Genomic DNA, 15,243 nt, shown 5'->3' on the forward strand with positions numbered 1-15,243 from the left:
CATAGGTGTTAACCGGACAGCTGATCCGCACAGTATAGAAGCCATAAGCATCGAATACTGATTTCGTTGCTGCCACATATGCTGTGACATTTGAGAGATATGCTCTCTGACCTGTGGACTAATCGAACGATGATCGTGACGCAGGACCGCGCCTGATCTCATTCGCCGCGTTTTTGCCACAATTGACGGTCAAAAACCCGTCGCCGGATCGTGTCGGGGCCGGTGCTTCCTGAGTTTGTTCGATGCTGAACACAGCCGCTGCGCTTGCCATGTTCTGGACGATGGCCTTCTCCGGTTCCGGAGAGCCTCAACCCTATGACGCCGTTGTCGCTATCGAGACGGCTGCCATGGAAACCGCCGCGGCGGCTGAAAGTTCCCTCGATGCGTCCGCCCTCTCCGCCGAACAGGCCGAGCTGATGGCGGGCGATCCCGACTGGCGCGCATCGGCGCGCCTCTATCATGCCGGCGGCGGCGGGGCGACGGGCAATGATTCGCTCGGTTGCCGTCCCATCGCCATGCGTACGGTCGCCGTCGACCCCCGCGTCATCCCGCGCCGCACCAAGCTGTTCATCCGCGAAACGGTCGGCCTGCGCATGAGCGACGGCACGGTCCACGACGGCTACTGGTACGCCTCGGACACCGGCGGCGCGATCAAGGGCGCCAAGATCGACCTCTACACCGGCCACGGCCGCGGCTCGATGCGCCAGGCCATGAACCTGAACATGAAGACCCTGACCATCGCTGACGCCGGCGACTTCGACGGCTGCCCCCCGGCCTGGGAAACGGCCTCGAACTAACGGGCGCACAGCCCTACCGACAAAAAAGGCGACCGGAGCGATCCGGTCGCCTTTTTGTTTAGGCGAGACCTTTCCTCCTTGTTCGCGAAGCGAATGGGGAGGTGGCGCGTCGACGAAGGCGACGTGACGGAGGGGGCGGCGCGACGGGGCGAACTTTGAACCACACGGCAAAAGACACCGCCGCCCCCTCCACCACTTCGTGGTCCCCCTCCCCATGAAATGGGGAGGAAAGAGGCGTTAGAACCGGCGCTTGCCGCTCACCGTCTCGAAGAAGAGGCGGAAGTCGCCCATCAGGCTCCACAGCGGATATTGAAAGGTCGCCGGTCGGTTCTTCTCGAAGAAGAAATGCCCGACCCAGGCGAAGCCGTAGCCGACCAGCGGCATGGCCAGCAGCCACCAGGCGTTCAGCGTGACGCAGAAGGCCGCAAAGGCGGTGATCACCAGCCCTGTGCCGACCACATGGATGCGGCGGCAGGTCCGGTTGGAATGTTCTTGGATGTAATAGGGATAGAAGGCCGCAAAGGAGGCGTATCGCTCTCCAGGGTCGCGGCCAGTCTGGGGATCGCCTGCGGTCATGGCCGCAGCCTGCCCCCGGATCGGACCGGGGGCAAGTCAGAGATCAGTGGTTAGTCGAAGCGCTTGCCGGGCTTGCCGGCCTTGTTGAACGGCTTGGCGCCGGCCGGTTTTCCGCCGGGCTTGAACCCGCCCGGCTTCGCGCCGAAGGGCTTCTTGGCGTAAGGCTTGTCGCCGTCCGCGCGCGGCGCGCTGCGCTCGGCGTCGGTGCGCGGGGCGTAGGGCTTCTTCTTGAAGTCCGGGCGCGGGCCGTCGCCGGTGCGTTCGTCGCGGTTGAACGGCTTCTTGGCGAAGGGCGGACGGTCGCCGCCGCGGTCGTCATCGCGCTTCTTGAAGGGCTTCTTGAAGCCGCCGCCGCCGCCCGGCGTCGGGGCTTCCGACGGGGTGATGGTGACGTCGTCGCGCGGGCTGTTCTTCAGGGCGTCGCGGAACAGGCCTTCGTGGGTCTTGGCGATCTCGAAGCGGGTCTCGTCCGGGAAGGTTCGGATAGCGCCGATTTCCTTCTTGGTGATATGACCGACGCGGCAGATCAGCGGGATCAGCCATTTCGGGTCGGCGTTCTTGTTGCGGCCCACATCCATGCGGAACCAGACGACTTCGTCGGCCTGCAGGCGGTCGCCCGGCCACGGGGTCGGCGAGAAGTCCTCACCGCCGCCGCCGGCGGCATTGCGGTCGCGTCCGCGAGGCTGATGGATCGCACCCGGATCGAGCAGGTCTTCCGGCGCCGGCAGGTCCTTCTTGATCACGCGGATCAGGGCGGCGGCGATTTCGTCGGCGGTGCGCTCGCTCATCAGGCGACGCGCCAGCACCATGTCCTCTTCGGTCACGGCCTGTTCGAAGATGTCGCCGCCCAACAGGCGGGTTTCATCCTTGGCCAGGATTTCCTCGGCCGTCGGCGCGCCGGCCCAGGTGGCGTCCACGCCGGCCGAGTTCAGCAGCATCTCGGCCTTGCGACGGCGCGTGTGCGGCACCAGCAGGATCGAGACGCCCTTCTTGCCCGCGCGGCCGGTACGGCCCGAACGGTGCAGCATGGTCGCCTTGTTGATCGGCAGTTCGGCGTGGATCACCAGGCCCAGGTCGGGCAGGTCCAGACCGCGCGCGGCCACGTCGGTGGCGACGCAGACGCGGGCGCGGCCGTCGCGCAGGGCTTGCAGGGCGTCGGTGCGCTCGCGCTGGCCCATCTCGCCGGACAGGGAGACGGTCGAGAAGCCGCGCTCCAGCAGCGACGACTGCAGGTGACGCACGCTGTCGCGGGTCGAGCAGAAGACCAGGGCGCCGGGCGCTTCATAGAAGCGCAGCACGTTGACGACGGCGTGCTCGATCTCGTTCGGAGCGATGCGCAGGGCGCGGTATTCGATGTCGCTGTGCGGGGCGCTGCGGTCGACGGTGTCGATGCGCACGGCGTCGCGCTGATAGCGCTTGGCCAGCAAGGCGATGTCGCGGGCGATGGTGGCCGAGAACAGCAGGGTGCGGCGCTCGGGCGGCGACTGCTCCAGGATGTATTCCAGGTCCTCGCGGAAGCCCATGTCGAGCATCTCGTCGGCCTCGTCGAGCACCAGTACTCTCAGCGCCGACAGGTCGAGGTTGCCGCGGTCGATGTGGTCCTTCAGGCGGCCGGGGGTGCCGACGACGATGTGGATGCCGAAGTTCAGCGCGCGGGCTTCCTTGCGGGCGTCCATGCCGCCGACGCAGGTGGTGATCTTGGCGCCCGACTGGCCGTACAGCCATTCCAGCTCGGCCGAGACTTGCAAGGCCAGTTCGCGCGTCGGGGCGATCGCCAGCATCAGCGGCGCGTCGGCAGGCCCGAAGCTTTCGTTATCGCCCAGCAGGGTCGAGGCCGCCGCCAGGCCGAAGGCCACCGTCTTGCCCGATCCGGTCTGGGCCGAGACCAGCATGTCGGCCTCGCCGTGGCCGTCCAGAACCGCCGCCTGGACGGGCGTGGGCTCAGCATAGCCCTTGTTGACGAGAGCGCGGTCTAGCGCGGGGTGGATCGCGGGAAAGGGCATATACGACCTGAAAAAGAGCAATGCGGCCGCCGAAACGACCGCGCCCGGCCAAGGCAAACAGCCGGCCGGGCGAGGAGAAGACCGCCTCTATACACCAATATTGGCCCCGATGCGGCGTGTTTCCGGAAAAAGACCGCCGTTCACCACGCTTGTTCAGGCGACATTGACCGCAAAGCCACGATCCTGACCGTCAGCAGAGTTCGATTTTCGCACGGAGCCCGCCATGATCCCGCCCCTGAGCATCGCCGCCGCCGGAATGCAGAACGCCGCCAACCGTTTCGAGGCCAGCGCCCGTCGCACGGCTGAAGGTTCGTTGGACAATCTGGCGGTCGAGGCGGTCGAGCAGATCCGCGCCAGGCAGGACTTCTCGGCCAATGCCGCCGTGGCGCGGACGGCGGACGACATGATGGGCACGTTGTTGGACGTGCTGGTTTAGACTTCGCCACCAGCGTCCAACCACCGTCATCCTCGGGCTTGACCCGAGGATCGGGTTGTCCGCCTGCGCAACGTCAGCAAGGACGAGCACGCCCCTACGCTCGATCCTCGGGTCAAGCCCGAAGATGACGGCGCAATAAACACAACGTCACCCCGCCTTTTCCGGCAGATGGAAGAAGTCGATGAAGCGGGCGAAGACGTCGCGGTCGCCCTCGATGGTCATCGCCCCCTCGCCTTCCAGCGCCGCCAGAGGAACCTTGCCGTAGACGGCGGCGGCGACGACCGGCGGGGCTGCACGCACCACCACGTCGCCATCCTCAACCGCGCCGCGCCGCGTTGTGATGACGCCGTCCGCCACGGTCACGACCATCCGATCCTCGTCCATCGCAAAACCCAGACGCATGGCCGCCTCGCTCGCCCTCGCCGGATCGAACATGGTCTCGAACGACTGCATGACCGAGACCGCGCTGATCGGCAGGGTCGGGTCGTGCTGCGGCGAGCGCGCGGCCCAGCGCCCCAGAACCATGAAGACCGGCTTGATCTCATAACCCCAGTCGGTCAGCTCATAGACCTGAACCGAGGCGGGCGGCGGCAGCTTGCGGCGCTGGACGATGCTTGATGCCTCCAGCCCCTCCAGCCGCTGCGTCAGGACGTTGGCCGACAGGCCGCACAGGTCTTTGCGCAGGTCGCTGAAACGTCGCGGCCCCATCATGAGTTCTCGTATCACCAGCAGCGCCCAGCGCTCGCCGATCAGGTCGAGCCCGTGCGCCGCGCCGCAGGCGTCGTGATAGCGGCGCGACCGACCGACAGGTTCTTTAGTTACTTTTTCTAACTTCATGGTTGACTAACATAACATCGAGACGCAAGACTTGCATCATCAGAGAGAGGGAGAAGGCCATGTCAAAGATGATTTTCGTCAATCTGCCGGTCACGGACCTGCCCCGGTCGGTCGCCTTCTACGAGGCCGTGGGCGCGACCAAGAACCCGATGTTCTCGGACGACACCGCCGCCTGTCTGGTGTTTTCGGACACCATCCACGCCATGCTGCTGACCCACGAGAAGTTCGCCAGCTTCACCGACCGCGCCATTCCCGACGCGCACCAGACGGCCCAGGTGCTGATCTGCGTCTCGGAAGACAGCCGCGAGGCCGTGGACGCCGTGCATGACCGCGCGGTCCAGGCGGGCGGTCGGGCCGACGCCATCGCGGTCCAGGACTACGGCTTCATGTACAGCCGCGCCTACGCCGACCCCGACGGCCATATCTGGGAAGTCATGTGGATGGACCCCGAAGCCGCCGCCCAGGGCCCTGAAGCCTTCGCCGCCCAGGTGGGCGGAGGCTGAGCCATGGCCGACAAGATCATTCCCTGCCTCTGGTATGATCTGGGCCAGGCGAAGAAGGCGGCGGAATTCTATGTCTCGCTGGGTCTGCCCGACAGCCACGTCGACCGGGTCGTGACCAGCCCGGCCGACAATCCGTCCAACCCCGAAGGCGCCGAACTGGTGGTCGAGTTCACCCTGGCCGGGCGGCGCTACATGGGTCTGAACGGCGGGCCGATCTTCCCCCAGACCGAGGCCGTCTCCTTCATGATCATGACGGACGACCAGGCCGAAACCGACCGCCTGTGGGACGCCATCGTCAGCGCCGGCGGTCAGGAAAGCCAGTGCGGCTGGTGCAAGGACCGTTGGGGCGTCAACTGGCAGATCACGCCGCGCCGCCTGATGGCCTTCTACGACGACCCAGATCCCTCCCGCGCCAAGGCCGCCTTTGAGGCCATGATGACCATGAAAAAGATCGACATCGCAGCCCTGGAGGCCGCTGCTGACAAGGCTGGGTGAACGGCCAAGCTAAGTCGCCCGACCACAGAAAACTGTCGCTTTCCACCAAGCCTAAGCCTGCGCCTTCAACGACCATCCGCCCCCGCCCCTCAATCAGCGAGCGAGAGGGGCCAACAACAAAGAGGAGACGACCATGAGCTATGTCACAGGCTTCCTGACCCCGGTGAAGGCCGAGAACAAGGAGCGCTATATCGAGTCCGCCCGCGTCGCCTGGCCGCTGTTCAAGGGCTACGGCGCCCTGGCCCATGTCGAGAACTGGGGCGTGGACGTGCCGGACGGCAAGGTCACTAGCTTCCCCATGGCGGTGAAGCTGGAAGAGGGCGAGGTCGTGGTCTTCTCCTGGCTGATCTGGCCCGACAAGAAGACCGCCGACGACGCCTGGGCCAAGATGGAGAAGGACCCCGCCATGGCCGACATGGACATGCCCTTCGACGGCAAGCGCATGATGTGGGGCGGCTTCGAAACCGTCTTCCAGAACTGACCGCCGCCTACCCTCACCCAAACAAGGAGGCCCCATGCCCTTTCTCGATATCACCGTCATTCCGGTGCCGAACGCCAACAAGGCCGCCTATCTGGAGCATTCAGCCAAGACCAGTCCGTTCTTCCGAGAAAAGGGCGCGACCGCCGTCACCGAAACCTGGGGCGAAGACGTGCCTGACGGCAAGCTGACCGACTTCAAGAAGGCCGTTCAGTTGCAAGCGGATGAAAGCGTGGCCGTCGGCTGGATCACCTGGCCGGACAAGGCGACCCGCGACGCCGCCTGGGAGGCCCTGATGCAGGACGAACGCATGGCCGGCATGGACATGCCGTTCGACGGCAAGCGCATGATCTTCGCCGGCTTCGAACTGGTCGCCGAGAACTGAGACGCGCCCCGCCTCGGTCGCGCGGCGAGAAGCACAAAGTAAAAAGGGCGGCTCTTGCGAGCCGCCCTTTGTTTTCGTTGATCAGCTGTCCAGGAAGGACCGCACCCCCGGGTCAAGCCCGAGGGCTGAAGGCTTACGAATCTAGGAACGAGCGCAGCTTCCGGCTTCTGGACGGGTGCTTCAGCTTGCGCAGGGCCTTGGCCTCGATCTGACGGATGCGTTCGCGGGTCACGCTGAACTGCTGGCCGACTTCTTCCAGGGTGTGGTCGGTGTTCATGCCGATGCCGAAGCGCATCCGCAGGACGCGTTCTTCCCGCGGGGTCAGAGAAGCCAGGACGCGGGTCGTGGTTTCGCGCAGGTTCGACTGGATGGCGGCGTCGATGGGCAGGACGGCGTTCTTGTCCTCGATGAAGTCGCCCAGGTGGCTGTCTTCCTCGTCGCCGATGGGCGTTTCGAGGCTGATTGGCTCCTTGGCGATCTTCAGGACCTTGCGGACCTTCTCCAGCGGCATGGCCAGCTTCTCGGCCAGCTCTTCCGGGGTCGGCTCGCGGCCGATCTCGTGCAGCATCTGGCGGCTGGTGCGGACGATCTTGTTGATCGTCTCGATCATGTGAACCGGAATACGGATGGTCCGCGCCTGGTCAGCGATCGAGCGGGTGATGGCCTGACGAATCCACCAGGTGGCGTAGGTCGAGAACTTGTAGCCGCGACGGTACTCGAACTTGTCGACCGCCTTCATCAGACCGATGTTGCCTTCCTGAATAAGGTCCAGGAATTGCAGGCCGCGGTTGGTGTATTTCTTGGCGATGGAGATGACGAGGCGCAGGTTGGCCTCGACCATTTCCTTCTTGGCCTGACGGGCTTCGCGTTCGCCCTTCTGGACCGTCTGGACGATGCGGCGATAGTCGTCGATCGGCAGACCGGCCTCGGTCGCCACGGCGGCGATGTCGGTGCGGATCTTGGCGATCTGGGCGGCTTCATTGTCGCTGAACTTGGTCCAGCGCACGCCCATTTCCTTGACGCGCTCGGCCCAGTTGGGGTCCAGCTCGGAGCCGAAGTAGGCCTTGAGGAACTCAGGACGCGAGATGCCGTAGCTGTCGGCCAGGCGCAGCAGACGCCCTTCCAGACCGATCAGACGCTTGTTGATGGCGTAAAGCTGCTCAACCAGAGCCTCGATGCGGTTGTTGTTCAGCTTCATCGTCTTCAGACGATCCGAGATCGTCGTCGTCAGCGTCTCATAGGCCTTGTGGTCCTTGGCGCTGAGCACCTCGCCCTTCAGGCGGGCCTCGACCAGCTTGTCCTGCAACTTGCGGAAGCCGCCGAAGTCCGCAGCGATCGCGTCCAGCACTTCCATGACGCCGTCGCGCAGTTCGGCTTCCAGAGCCGAGATGGACATGCCGCCGCCGTCGTCGAAGTCGTCTTCGTCGTCGTCTTCACCCTCAGGCTTGTCCTCGCTCGGAGCGGGGGCGGCGCCCGGCAGGGCGGCGGGCGGCTGATTGTGCGGCAGCGACGACGGATTCAGGATGCCGTAGGTGGCGTCCAGGTCGATCACTTCGCGCAGCAGGATGCGGTTGTTGGCCAGCTCTTCGCGCCAAACCATGATGGCTTCGAAGGTCAGGGCGCTTTCGCACAGACCCGAGATCATGGCGTCGCGGCCGGCTTCGATCCGCTTGGCGATGGCGATTTCGCCCTCGCGGCTCAGCAGTTCGACCGAACCCATCTCGCGCAGATACATGCGCACGGGGTCGTCAGTGCGATCATAGGCGGCCTTGGCCGGGGCCTCGGCCACCGAGGTCTCGGCGGCGGCGGCCACGTCGGTGCCGGTCGATTCCGCGGCGTCTTCCTCGGCCTCGACGACGTTGACGCCCATCTCCGACAGCATGGCCAGCGTGTCTTCGATGGCGTCGGGGGTGACTTCTTCGCTGGGGAGGACCTTGTTCAGTTCCTCCATCGTGACATAGCCGCGCGCCTTGGCCTGCTTGATGAATTTCTTGACGCCGGCGTCCGTCAGATCGAGCAGCGGCCCGTCGGTGTTGGCTTCTGCATCCTGCGTCTCGGTCTGCGCGCTCATTCAGTCAGTCTCCACGACCGCTCGGGGGTGATCAGTCCCCTGCGGCGAAAATACAACGCCCGACGACTTCGTTGGTTACGAAGAAGCCGCGTCTTCCCAAATCGTTCCGGTCTTGATGGCCCGCCGCAAAGCATCGCGCTCGGCTTTCACCAGGGTGAAGGCCGAGTTATCGAACGCCTGATGGGCGCCCGACTTTGCTGACGCCAGCGCCTGCTCCAACGCCGCTACGCGGGTCAGAGCGTCAAACGCCTGCGACCACCGGGTCCTCGCCTCGCCGAGGGGCTTGTCTGCAGCCAGGAATGGCGCGCCGGACTTTGCCGCCGCCTTCTCGACCTCGTGCATCAAGGCATCATGACCCGAGTGGGCCAGATGGCGTCGGATCGCGGCAGAGTCAAGGCTCTGACCGCCAAACCGCAACCGAACCAGTTCCTGCGCCAGCCCATCCAGCGCCGGATCGCCGAACCCATGGCGGGCGATGGCCTCCAGATGGTCGTCCATTCGCTCAGGGTCATCGACCGCGCCGTGGGCCAGGGCCGCCGCCACCGGCTCGATGGAGCGCGACAGGGCGTGCATGGCCTGGGCGCCCTCGGCCGTCTGGCCCAATTTCGGCGGTGGCCCGCGCCAGCGTCCGCCCATCCCGCCACCTGGGCCCGGTCGCCCCCCGCCCTGCTGATAGGACTGGCCCTGCTGTTGCTGCTGGCGGGGGAACAGGGCGTCGAAACGCTCGAACAGGTCGCGGCGGTATTGCTCGGCCAGGTCCTTGTCCTGAATGGCCGAGGCCGCCTGACGCAGCCGCCCCTTCAGCCCCGCCTTGCGTTCGGGCGTGTCCAGAGGCTCGGCCTCGGCCTCGCGGCGGAACAGGACCTCGACGAAGGGCCGCGTCTCGCTGACGGCGTGGCGCAGGGCGGGCGCCCCCTTGTCGCGCAGGATGTCGTCCGGGTCCTGACCGGCCTCCAGCAGGGCGAAACGGAAGGACCGCCCCGACTTCAGCAGGGGCAGCGACCGCTCGATCGAACGATAGGCGGCCCGCAGCCCCGCCGCGTCGCCGTCGAAGCAGAGCACCGGCTCGGCCGACACCCGCCACAGCCGTTCCATCTGCTCCTCGGTCAGGGCCGTGCCCATAGGCGCCACGGCCGGCAGACCGGCCCGTTGGCAGGCGATGACGTCCATATAGCCTTCGACGACGATGATCCCCTGCTCGCCCCGGCTCTCGGCCCCCAGGATGCGGCGCGCCTCGGGCAGGCCGTAGAGGGTGGCGCCCTTGTGAAACAGCGGGCTTTCCGGCCCGTTCAGATACTTGGCCCGGTCGTCGGGGTTCATCGCCCGCCCGCCGAAGCTGACGATCCGCCCGCGCGCGTCCAGAATGGGGAACATCAGTCGGTCGCGGAACCGATCATAGGGCTGACCGCCGCTTTCCGGCGCGATCAGCATCCCGGCCTCGACCAGATCGCCCGGCTTGGCCCCGCGCTGGATCAGGGCGTTCTTCAGCCCCTCGCGGTCGTTGGGGGCGTAGCCTAGGCCGAAGCGTTCCCACTGGTCCTCGGGCAGGCCGCGCTTTTCCAGATATTCGCGCGCCGCCTTGCCGACCGAGCGGCGCAGGTTGGCGGCGAACCACTTCTGGGCCAGGTCCATCCAGTCGGTCAGGCCCTGCTTCTTGGCCTCGCGCTCGGCCGACTGCGGGTCCTCGGCGGGCAGTTGCATCCCCGCCTCGCCCGCCAACCGCTGCACCGCCTCTACAAAGCTGAGACGCTCGGTCTCCTGCAGGAAGCTGATGATGTCGCCGTGCTTGCCGGACGAGAAGTCGTGGAAGAAGCCCTTGTCGTCGTTGACGAAGAAGCTGGGCGACCGCTCCTTGGAGAAGGGACTGAGGCCCACATACTCGCGTCCCTGACGCTTGAGCTTCACCGTCCGGCCGATGACATCGGACGGGCGAAGGCGGGCCTTCAGTTCTTCAAGGAAACGATCGTCGAAACGCACGATCCCAGACACTCCGGCGCGACGGCGAGGGGAAGGGCCGCCGCACCCTCAGACATGGGCATCCCCGGTTCTGTTTTCCACAGCCTGTGAAGATCGAGGATGGAATGCGTGGGCGAATTTCCGCGGGGCATTGGCGGAACCGAAATAGAGCCCTCCCCCTCGATGGGGGAGGGTTGGGTGGGGGTGAAGGCGGACCGGCGCCATGAGCGCTCGCGAGACGCCGCGCCTCTTGCGTCTTTTGTTGCCACGTCGCGCTCTCACCCCCATCCCCGTCCCTTCCCCCATCGAGGGGGAAGGGGGGCGATAAAAAGAACACCGACACACAACAGGGGCTCAGCCGAATGCGTGGATGCGGGCTACTTCCACGCCTCGCCCGTCCGCCCCAGGGCCTCGCCCAGGTCATAGACGGCCTGCATCGACTCTTGGCTGAAATCGAGGCTGTCGGCGCCGTCGAAATCCTCGGGGATGGCGGCGACGTGGAATTCCAGTCCGTTGCGGCTGGCGAAGGCGCGGTTGGCGACGAGGGTGGCGCGCAGCTGACCGCCCAGCACCGCGTCCAGACTGCGGGTCAGCACCGGAATGGCGGCGTCGCGGGTGACGGCGAAGCGCGGCGCGTCCTTGCCGTTGACCACGACGTGCAGACGCGCGCCCTGAAACACCCCGGCCACGTCGTCCCAGTTCCACATGATCTGCGGCAGGGCCACGAAGGGGTTCATCACCCCGCCGTCGACGTGCATCTCCTCGAACACCGCGCCGCGGCCCTGCGAGCGGATCATGACCGGCGGAAAGGCGCCGGGAATGCTGGCCGAGGCGATCAGGACGTCGCGGAACAGGGCCAGAGCCTCAGGCCCGCCGCGCTCGGCGATGGCGCCCATGTTCCAGATGACGCCGCGCTGAGCGTCCAGATCGGTGGTGGCGACCAGCAGCAGCCGCCCCTTGGCGTGTTCGGCGGCGACCTCGGTCAACATCGCCTGGTCCACATTGCTCTCGACCAGTTCACGCAGGGGTTCGCCGCTGAACACGCCCGATCCGATCAGGGCGCGCACGCCCCGGCTTTTCAGCAACCCGGTCGCCTGCCCGCCGGTATAGGCCTCCTTCAACCGCCCATCCCAACGCGGGCCCAGGAAGACGAAGGGGGCGGCCAGGGCGCCGGTCGAGACCCCGGTCACGACTTCGAAATCCGGGCGCTTGCCGCTGGCGGTCCAGCCGTTGATCAGACCTGCGGCGAAGGCCCCGTTGGCGCCGCCGCCGGACAGGGCGATCAGGTCGAAATGACCGTCCGGTCCCTTGGGCACGCCCTCGCCCAGCTGCTGTTCGATCTTCTGCGCCGCCGCCTCGTCCTCGACGGAGAAGCGGACGTTGGGAAAGCCCACGGGCGAGGCCGCGTCGCGTTCGGTCAGGCCGAAGTCGCTGCGCGCCCCGCTGGCGCAGGCCGACAACAGCAGACCGGCGCTCAGTACGGCGGCGACCGTCCGCATCAGGCTGAAACTCATAAGCGTTCTCCAGGGCGCGCCACCTTAGCCGCTTTCCGTGACAACAGGAAAAGCCCCGGCTCGACAAAACCCCGTTAGGTTTTGGTTAACCAAGAAGGCCGCTTCGGACGCGCCATCGTCCGAATGCGGACCCAATCCCGCGCGACAACACCATTATCCACAGCCTGTGGATGAATGTACTTCAAGGATCTTCCATGTTCATCGCCATCGCCCGCCCGGCGGTGGAGCCCCAAGGCCCCGACGCCGTCGCCGTCCCCGGCTCCCCCGCTGTTCCGTTCCTGACGCCCCGCGCCCTGCATGCGCGCCTGCTGGACAACGCCGCCGCGCGCCGTCGCCGCGGACTGGAGCGAAAGCAGGCCCGCCGCGCCGACGACGCCGCCTACTGGATCTCGGCGGCGCCCATGGCGGTGCAAAAGGCCTGCGCCCTGCGCCAGGCTGATTTCATCGCCCTGCCCTGAGGTCTGACGTCTGGGTGTTCGACCTTGGTCTAAGGTCCCGGACCATCCGCAACTGGCGGTTTTACAGAAATATTCAGAGATCGGGCGCAGACCCAAAGAACGTCCTTCTCCGAGTTTTCCATGCCTGACGCCGCCCCGCACACCGCCTTCCTCCGCCCCATGCTGGAACTGATGGCCGAACATCTGGGCGGCGCCGTCATCCTGCACAGCGCCCCCACGGGAGAGATCCTGATGGCGGCCGGCGGCGTGCCGGGCCTGGCCTTTGACAACGCCGTCGGCGCTACGGCCGAGGACTATGTCGGACGGTTCGAGGTTTACGCCCAGGACGGGTCCGTCGCGAAACTGGAGGCCCTGCCCGTCGTTCGAGCCATGGCCACGGGACAGGCCGTCGTGGACGAAGTGTGGCTGTTGGGGGCGGGTGCGGACCCTGTGCCGGTCTTCGTCGATTCCTATCCGCTGAAGGACGACAACGGCGCCGTGATCGGCGTGATCGCCACCGCCACCGACCCCAAACGGTGGGCCATGCGCGCAGAACGCCTGAAGCAGTCGCTCTCGCTGCGCGATCGGTTCGTCAGAGACTGAACCTCAGCGCAGTTCCGGCAGACGACGCATGACGGAGTCGCGCAGCTTGCGCCGCCGCTCGGCCGAGGACTTGGGACGAACCCGTTCGCGATGCTCCATGCCGCCGCCCCAGCGCTCGTGCATGGCGGCGGCCAGCACCGGATGCCGGTCGTGCTGGTGGACGATGGGGCTGATGCTGTTGTCCGGGTTGACGATGCGGCCGTCGACGACCCGCAGGTCCTGGCTCGGCGTCAGACCCAGGGTCGCCACGCGGCCATAGTTGGGGACGATCTCGCCTTCGATCAGGCCCAGATGGACCGCCATGTTGCAGGCCGCCTGATCGGCCCCGAACGCCCCGCCGATCTCGGAACGCGGCACGGAGGCCAGCATCAGCAGGGTCCGGCAGAAACGCATCATGGCCTCGCGCGGCCCCATCACCGTGCCGACGCACAGGCAGGGCTTGTCGGCCAGAACGCGCGCAACCGCATCGCCGCCGACGCCGCGCAGATACTTCATGTTGAAGGCGTGATCGGCCAGAACGCCGTCGGCGTATTCGTTGAAGAACTGCAGACCCTGCGGCTGAGGCTCGAACGGCGCGGCCTGGAAGACCACGTCACGCACATCGGTCAACAGGACGTTGCGCGCCTGGGGCCGTGCGCTCATCAGCCGGTCAAAGGCGGCGAAGCGCGCCACGACCGGATGCGGCGCCCAGCCCTCGACCGTCGCCGGCGCCACGGCCTCGATCCGGTTGTCGGCCAGGAAGGCCAGCAGGTCAGGGTCCTGATCCACGACCAGAACCACCGGGCCGTCGAACACCGCCCGCAGCGAGCGCACGAAGGGCGCCACGTCGGCGGCGTCATAGCCCGTGGCGTAGCCCAGGATCAGATCGTCCGCCGCCCCGGAAACCGCAGCTTCACGGTCGCCCAGCAACGCCCCGGCGAGCCAGTCCAGATAGGCCGACTTCGCCACGGGCGCCGTCATCCTCAGGCCTTCATCGAGGCGGTGAAGCGATCGAACAGGTAGAGGCTGTCGATCGGCCCCGACGACGCTTCCGGGTGATGCTGGACGCTGAACACCGGCTGGCCCTTCAGGGCGATGCCGCAGTTGGTGCCGTCGAACAGGCTGACGTGGGTTTCCTCCACGGTCTCCGGCAGGCTGTCGCGGTCGACCGAGAACTCGTGGTTCATCGACACGATCTCGACCTTGCCCGTGGTCAGATCCTTGACCGGGTGGTTGGCGCCGTGGTGGCCCTGATCCATCTTGATGGTCTTGGCGCCCAGGGCGATGGCCAGCATCTGATGGCCCAGGCAGATGCCCAGGATCGGCTTGCCGCTGGCGACCAGCTTCTGGATTTCCGGCACGGCGTAGGCGCCGGTCGCGGCCGGGTCGCCCGGACCGTTGGACAGGACCACGCCGTCGGGATTGCGCGCCAGGACGTCCTCGGCCGAGGTCGTCGCCGGCACCACGGTGATCTTCACGCCGGTCGAGGCCAGGGCGCGCAGGATGTTGCGCTTCACGCCGTAGTCGATGACCACCACCGACTTGGCGCCGGCTTCAGGCTTGGCGTAGCCGGTCGGCCAGTCCCAGACGCCCTCGGTCCATTCAAAGGCCTGGGTCGTCGAGGCGTCCTTGGCCAGATCCAGGCCGACCAGGCCCTTCCAGTCGCGCGCCTGGGCCACCAGGGCGTCCAGGTCGAACTGGCCCTCGGGGTTGTGGGCGATGACGGCGTGCGGGGCGCCCTTGTCGCGGATGATCTTGGTCAGGGCGCGGGTGTCCACCCCGGCCAGGCCGACCACGCCGCGCGTCTTCATCCAGCTGTCGAGGCTGCCGGTGGCGCGCCAGTTGGCCGGCTCGGTCGGAACGTCGCGGAATATGGCGCCGCGGGCCGCGCGCTCGGGCGACGCGCCGATCTGCTCGACGTCTTCATGGTTCACGCCGACGTTGCCGACGTGGGGGAAGGTGAAGGCCAGGATCTGGCTCATGTAAGAGGGGTCGGTCAGGATTTCCTGATAGCCCGTCATCGAGGTGTTGAAGACCACCTCGCCGAGGACCGAACCGACGGCGCCGACGCCGATACCTTGCAGGATGGTGCCGTCAGCGAGCGCGAGGACGCCAGTGGCGCCGGACAGAATCTGGGTCGTCATGGCGCAGGCTCCTAGCAATGAATACGGGC

Annotated in this window: 16 protein-coding genes; 8 read left to right on the plus strand and 8 right to left on the minus strand. The window is 66.5% G+C overall.

Translation table 11 applies throughout. The annotated features are described in order from the left end of the window. Nucleotides 1-242: 242 nt before the first annotated feature. A complete protein-coding gene (locus DXK21_RS00215) occupies nt 243-797 on the plus strand; it encodes a 3D domain-containing protein (RefSeq protein ID WP_114815781.1) in 555 nt (184 codons plus the stop codon). Nucleotides 798-1,034: 237 nt separating this feature from the next. Here DXK21_RS00215 and DXK21_RS00220 read toward each other — a convergent pair whose 3' ends face one another. Both DXK21_RS00220 and DXK21_RS00225 read right to left on the minus strand, forming a co-directional pair. Further along, on the minus strand, nt 1,035-1,373 hold the full coding sequence (locus DXK21_RS00220; RefSeq protein WP_114815782.1) for an Mpo1-like protein: 339 nt from the start codon (nt 1,371-1,373) through the stop codon (nt 1,035-1,037). A gap of 50 nt (nt 1,374-1,423) precedes the next feature. Beyond that, complete coding sequence (locus DXK21_RS00225; protein ID WP_114815783.1) at nt 1,424-3,376, minus strand: DEAD/DEAH box helicase; 1,953 nt, start codon at nt 3,374-3,376, stop codon at nt 1,424-1,426. Nucleotides 3,377-3,599: 223 nt separating this feature from the next. Between DXK21_RS00225 and DXK21_RS00230 the strand changes: the two genes are divergently transcribed. Next, a complete protein-coding gene (locus DXK21_RS00230; RefSeq protein WP_114815784.1) occupies nt 3,600-3,812 on the plus strand; it encodes a flagellar hook protein FlgE in 213 nt (70 codons plus the stop codon). A gap of 147 nt (nt 3,813-3,959) precedes the next feature. On the opposite strand, the gene DXK21_RS00235 is transcribed toward DXK21_RS00230, so the two are convergent. After that, a complete protein-coding gene (locus tag DXK21_RS00235; RefSeq protein WP_114815785.1) occupies nt 3,960-4,649 on the minus strand; it encodes a winged helix-turn-helix transcriptional regulator in 690 nt (229 codons plus the stop codon). A 59-nt stretch (nt 4,650-4,708) separates the two neighbouring features. On the opposite strand from DXK21_RS00235, the gene DXK21_RS00240 reads away from it, so the two are divergent. The 4 genes from DXK21_RS00240 to DXK21_RS00255 all read left to right on the plus strand — a co-directional run bounded on the left by DXK21_RS00240 (nt 4,709) and on the right by DXK21_RS00255 (nt 6,510). Next, entirely contained in the window at nt 4,709-5,152 is a 444-nt protein-coding gene (locus DXK21_RS00240) for a VOC family protein (protein ID WP_114815786.1), read from the plus strand. A gap of 3 nt (nt 5,153-5,155) precedes the next feature. Beyond that, on the plus strand, nt 5,156-5,647 hold the full coding sequence (locus tag DXK21_RS00245) for a VOC family protein (protein ID WP_114815787.1): 492 nt from the start codon (nt 5,156-5,158) through the stop codon (nt 5,645-5,647). Between the two features lie 133 nt (nt 5,648-5,780). Then, a complete protein-coding gene (locus tag DXK21_RS00250; RefSeq protein WP_114815788.1) occupies nt 5,781-6,128 on the plus strand; it encodes a DUF1428 domain-containing protein in 348 nt (115 codons plus the stop codon). A gap of 34 nt (nt 6,129-6,162) precedes the next feature. After that, complete coding sequence (locus DXK21_RS00255; RefSeq protein ID WP_114815789.1) at nt 6,163-6,510, plus strand: DUF1428 domain-containing protein; 348 nt, start codon at nt 6,163-6,165, stop codon at nt 6,508-6,510. Nucleotides 6,511-6,643: 133 nt separating this feature from the next. Here the strand turns inward: DXK21_RS00255 and rpoD are convergent, their stop codons facing one another. From rpoD to DXK21_RS00270, 3 genes are all read right to left on the minus strand, one after another. After that, nucleotides 6,644-8,581 (minus strand): RNA polymerase sigma factor RpoD, encoded by a 1,938-nt coding sequence (rpoD, locus tag DXK21_RS00260; protein ID WP_114815790.1) that lies wholly within the window; start codon nt 8,579-8,581, stop codon nt 6,644-6,646. Nucleotides 8,582-8,656: 75 nt separating this feature from the next. Then, complete coding sequence (gene dnaG / locus DXK21_RS00265; protein WP_114815928.1) at nt 8,657-10,558, minus strand: DNA primase; 1,902 nt, start codon at nt 10,556-10,558, stop codon at nt 8,657-8,659. Nucleotides 10,559-10,914: 356 nt separating this feature from the next. Further along, nucleotides 10,915-12,051: a patatin-like phospholipase family protein gene (locus DXK21_RS00270; protein ID WP_245944993.1), complete on the minus strand. Its 1,137-nt coding sequence runs from the start codon at nt 12,049-12,051 to the stop codon at nt 10,915-10,917. A gap of 194 nt (nt 12,052-12,245) precedes the next feature. Between DXK21_RS00270 and DXK21_RS00275 the strand changes: the two genes are divergently transcribed. Continuing rightward, a complete protein-coding gene (locus tag DXK21_RS00275; RefSeq protein WP_114815791.1) occupies nt 12,246-12,509 on the plus strand; it encodes a hypothetical protein in 264 nt (87 codons plus the stop codon). Nucleotides 12,510-12,629: 120 nt separating this feature from the next. Further along, nucleotides 12,630-13,091: a PAS domain-containing protein gene (locus tag DXK21_RS00280; protein ID WP_114815792.1), complete on the plus strand. Its 462-nt coding sequence runs from the start codon at nt 12,630-12,632 to the stop codon at nt 13,089-13,091. Nucleotides 13,092-13,094: 3 nt separating this feature from the next. Here DXK21_RS00280 and DXK21_RS00285 read toward each other — a convergent pair whose 3' ends face one another. After that, entirely contained in the window at nt 13,095-14,051 is a 957-nt protein-coding gene (locus DXK21_RS00285) for a hypothetical protein (protein WP_114815793.1), read from the minus strand. Between the two features lie 2 nt (nt 14,052-14,053). Further along, nucleotides 14,054-15,214, minus strand: a complete 1,161-nt coding sequence (gene carA / locus DXK21_RS00290; RefSeq protein ID WP_114815794.1) for a glutamine-hydrolyzing carbamoyl-phosphate synthase small subunit — start codon at nt 15,212-15,214, stop codon at nt 14,054-14,056. Between the last annotated feature and the right edge of the window lie 29 nt (nt 15,215-15,243).

The sequence above is a fragment of the Brevundimonas bullata genome (assembly GCF_003350205.1).
GTDB classification, from domain to species: Bacteria; Pseudomonadota; Alphaproteobacteria; order Caulobacterales; family Caulobacteraceae; genus Brevundimonas; species Brevundimonas bullata.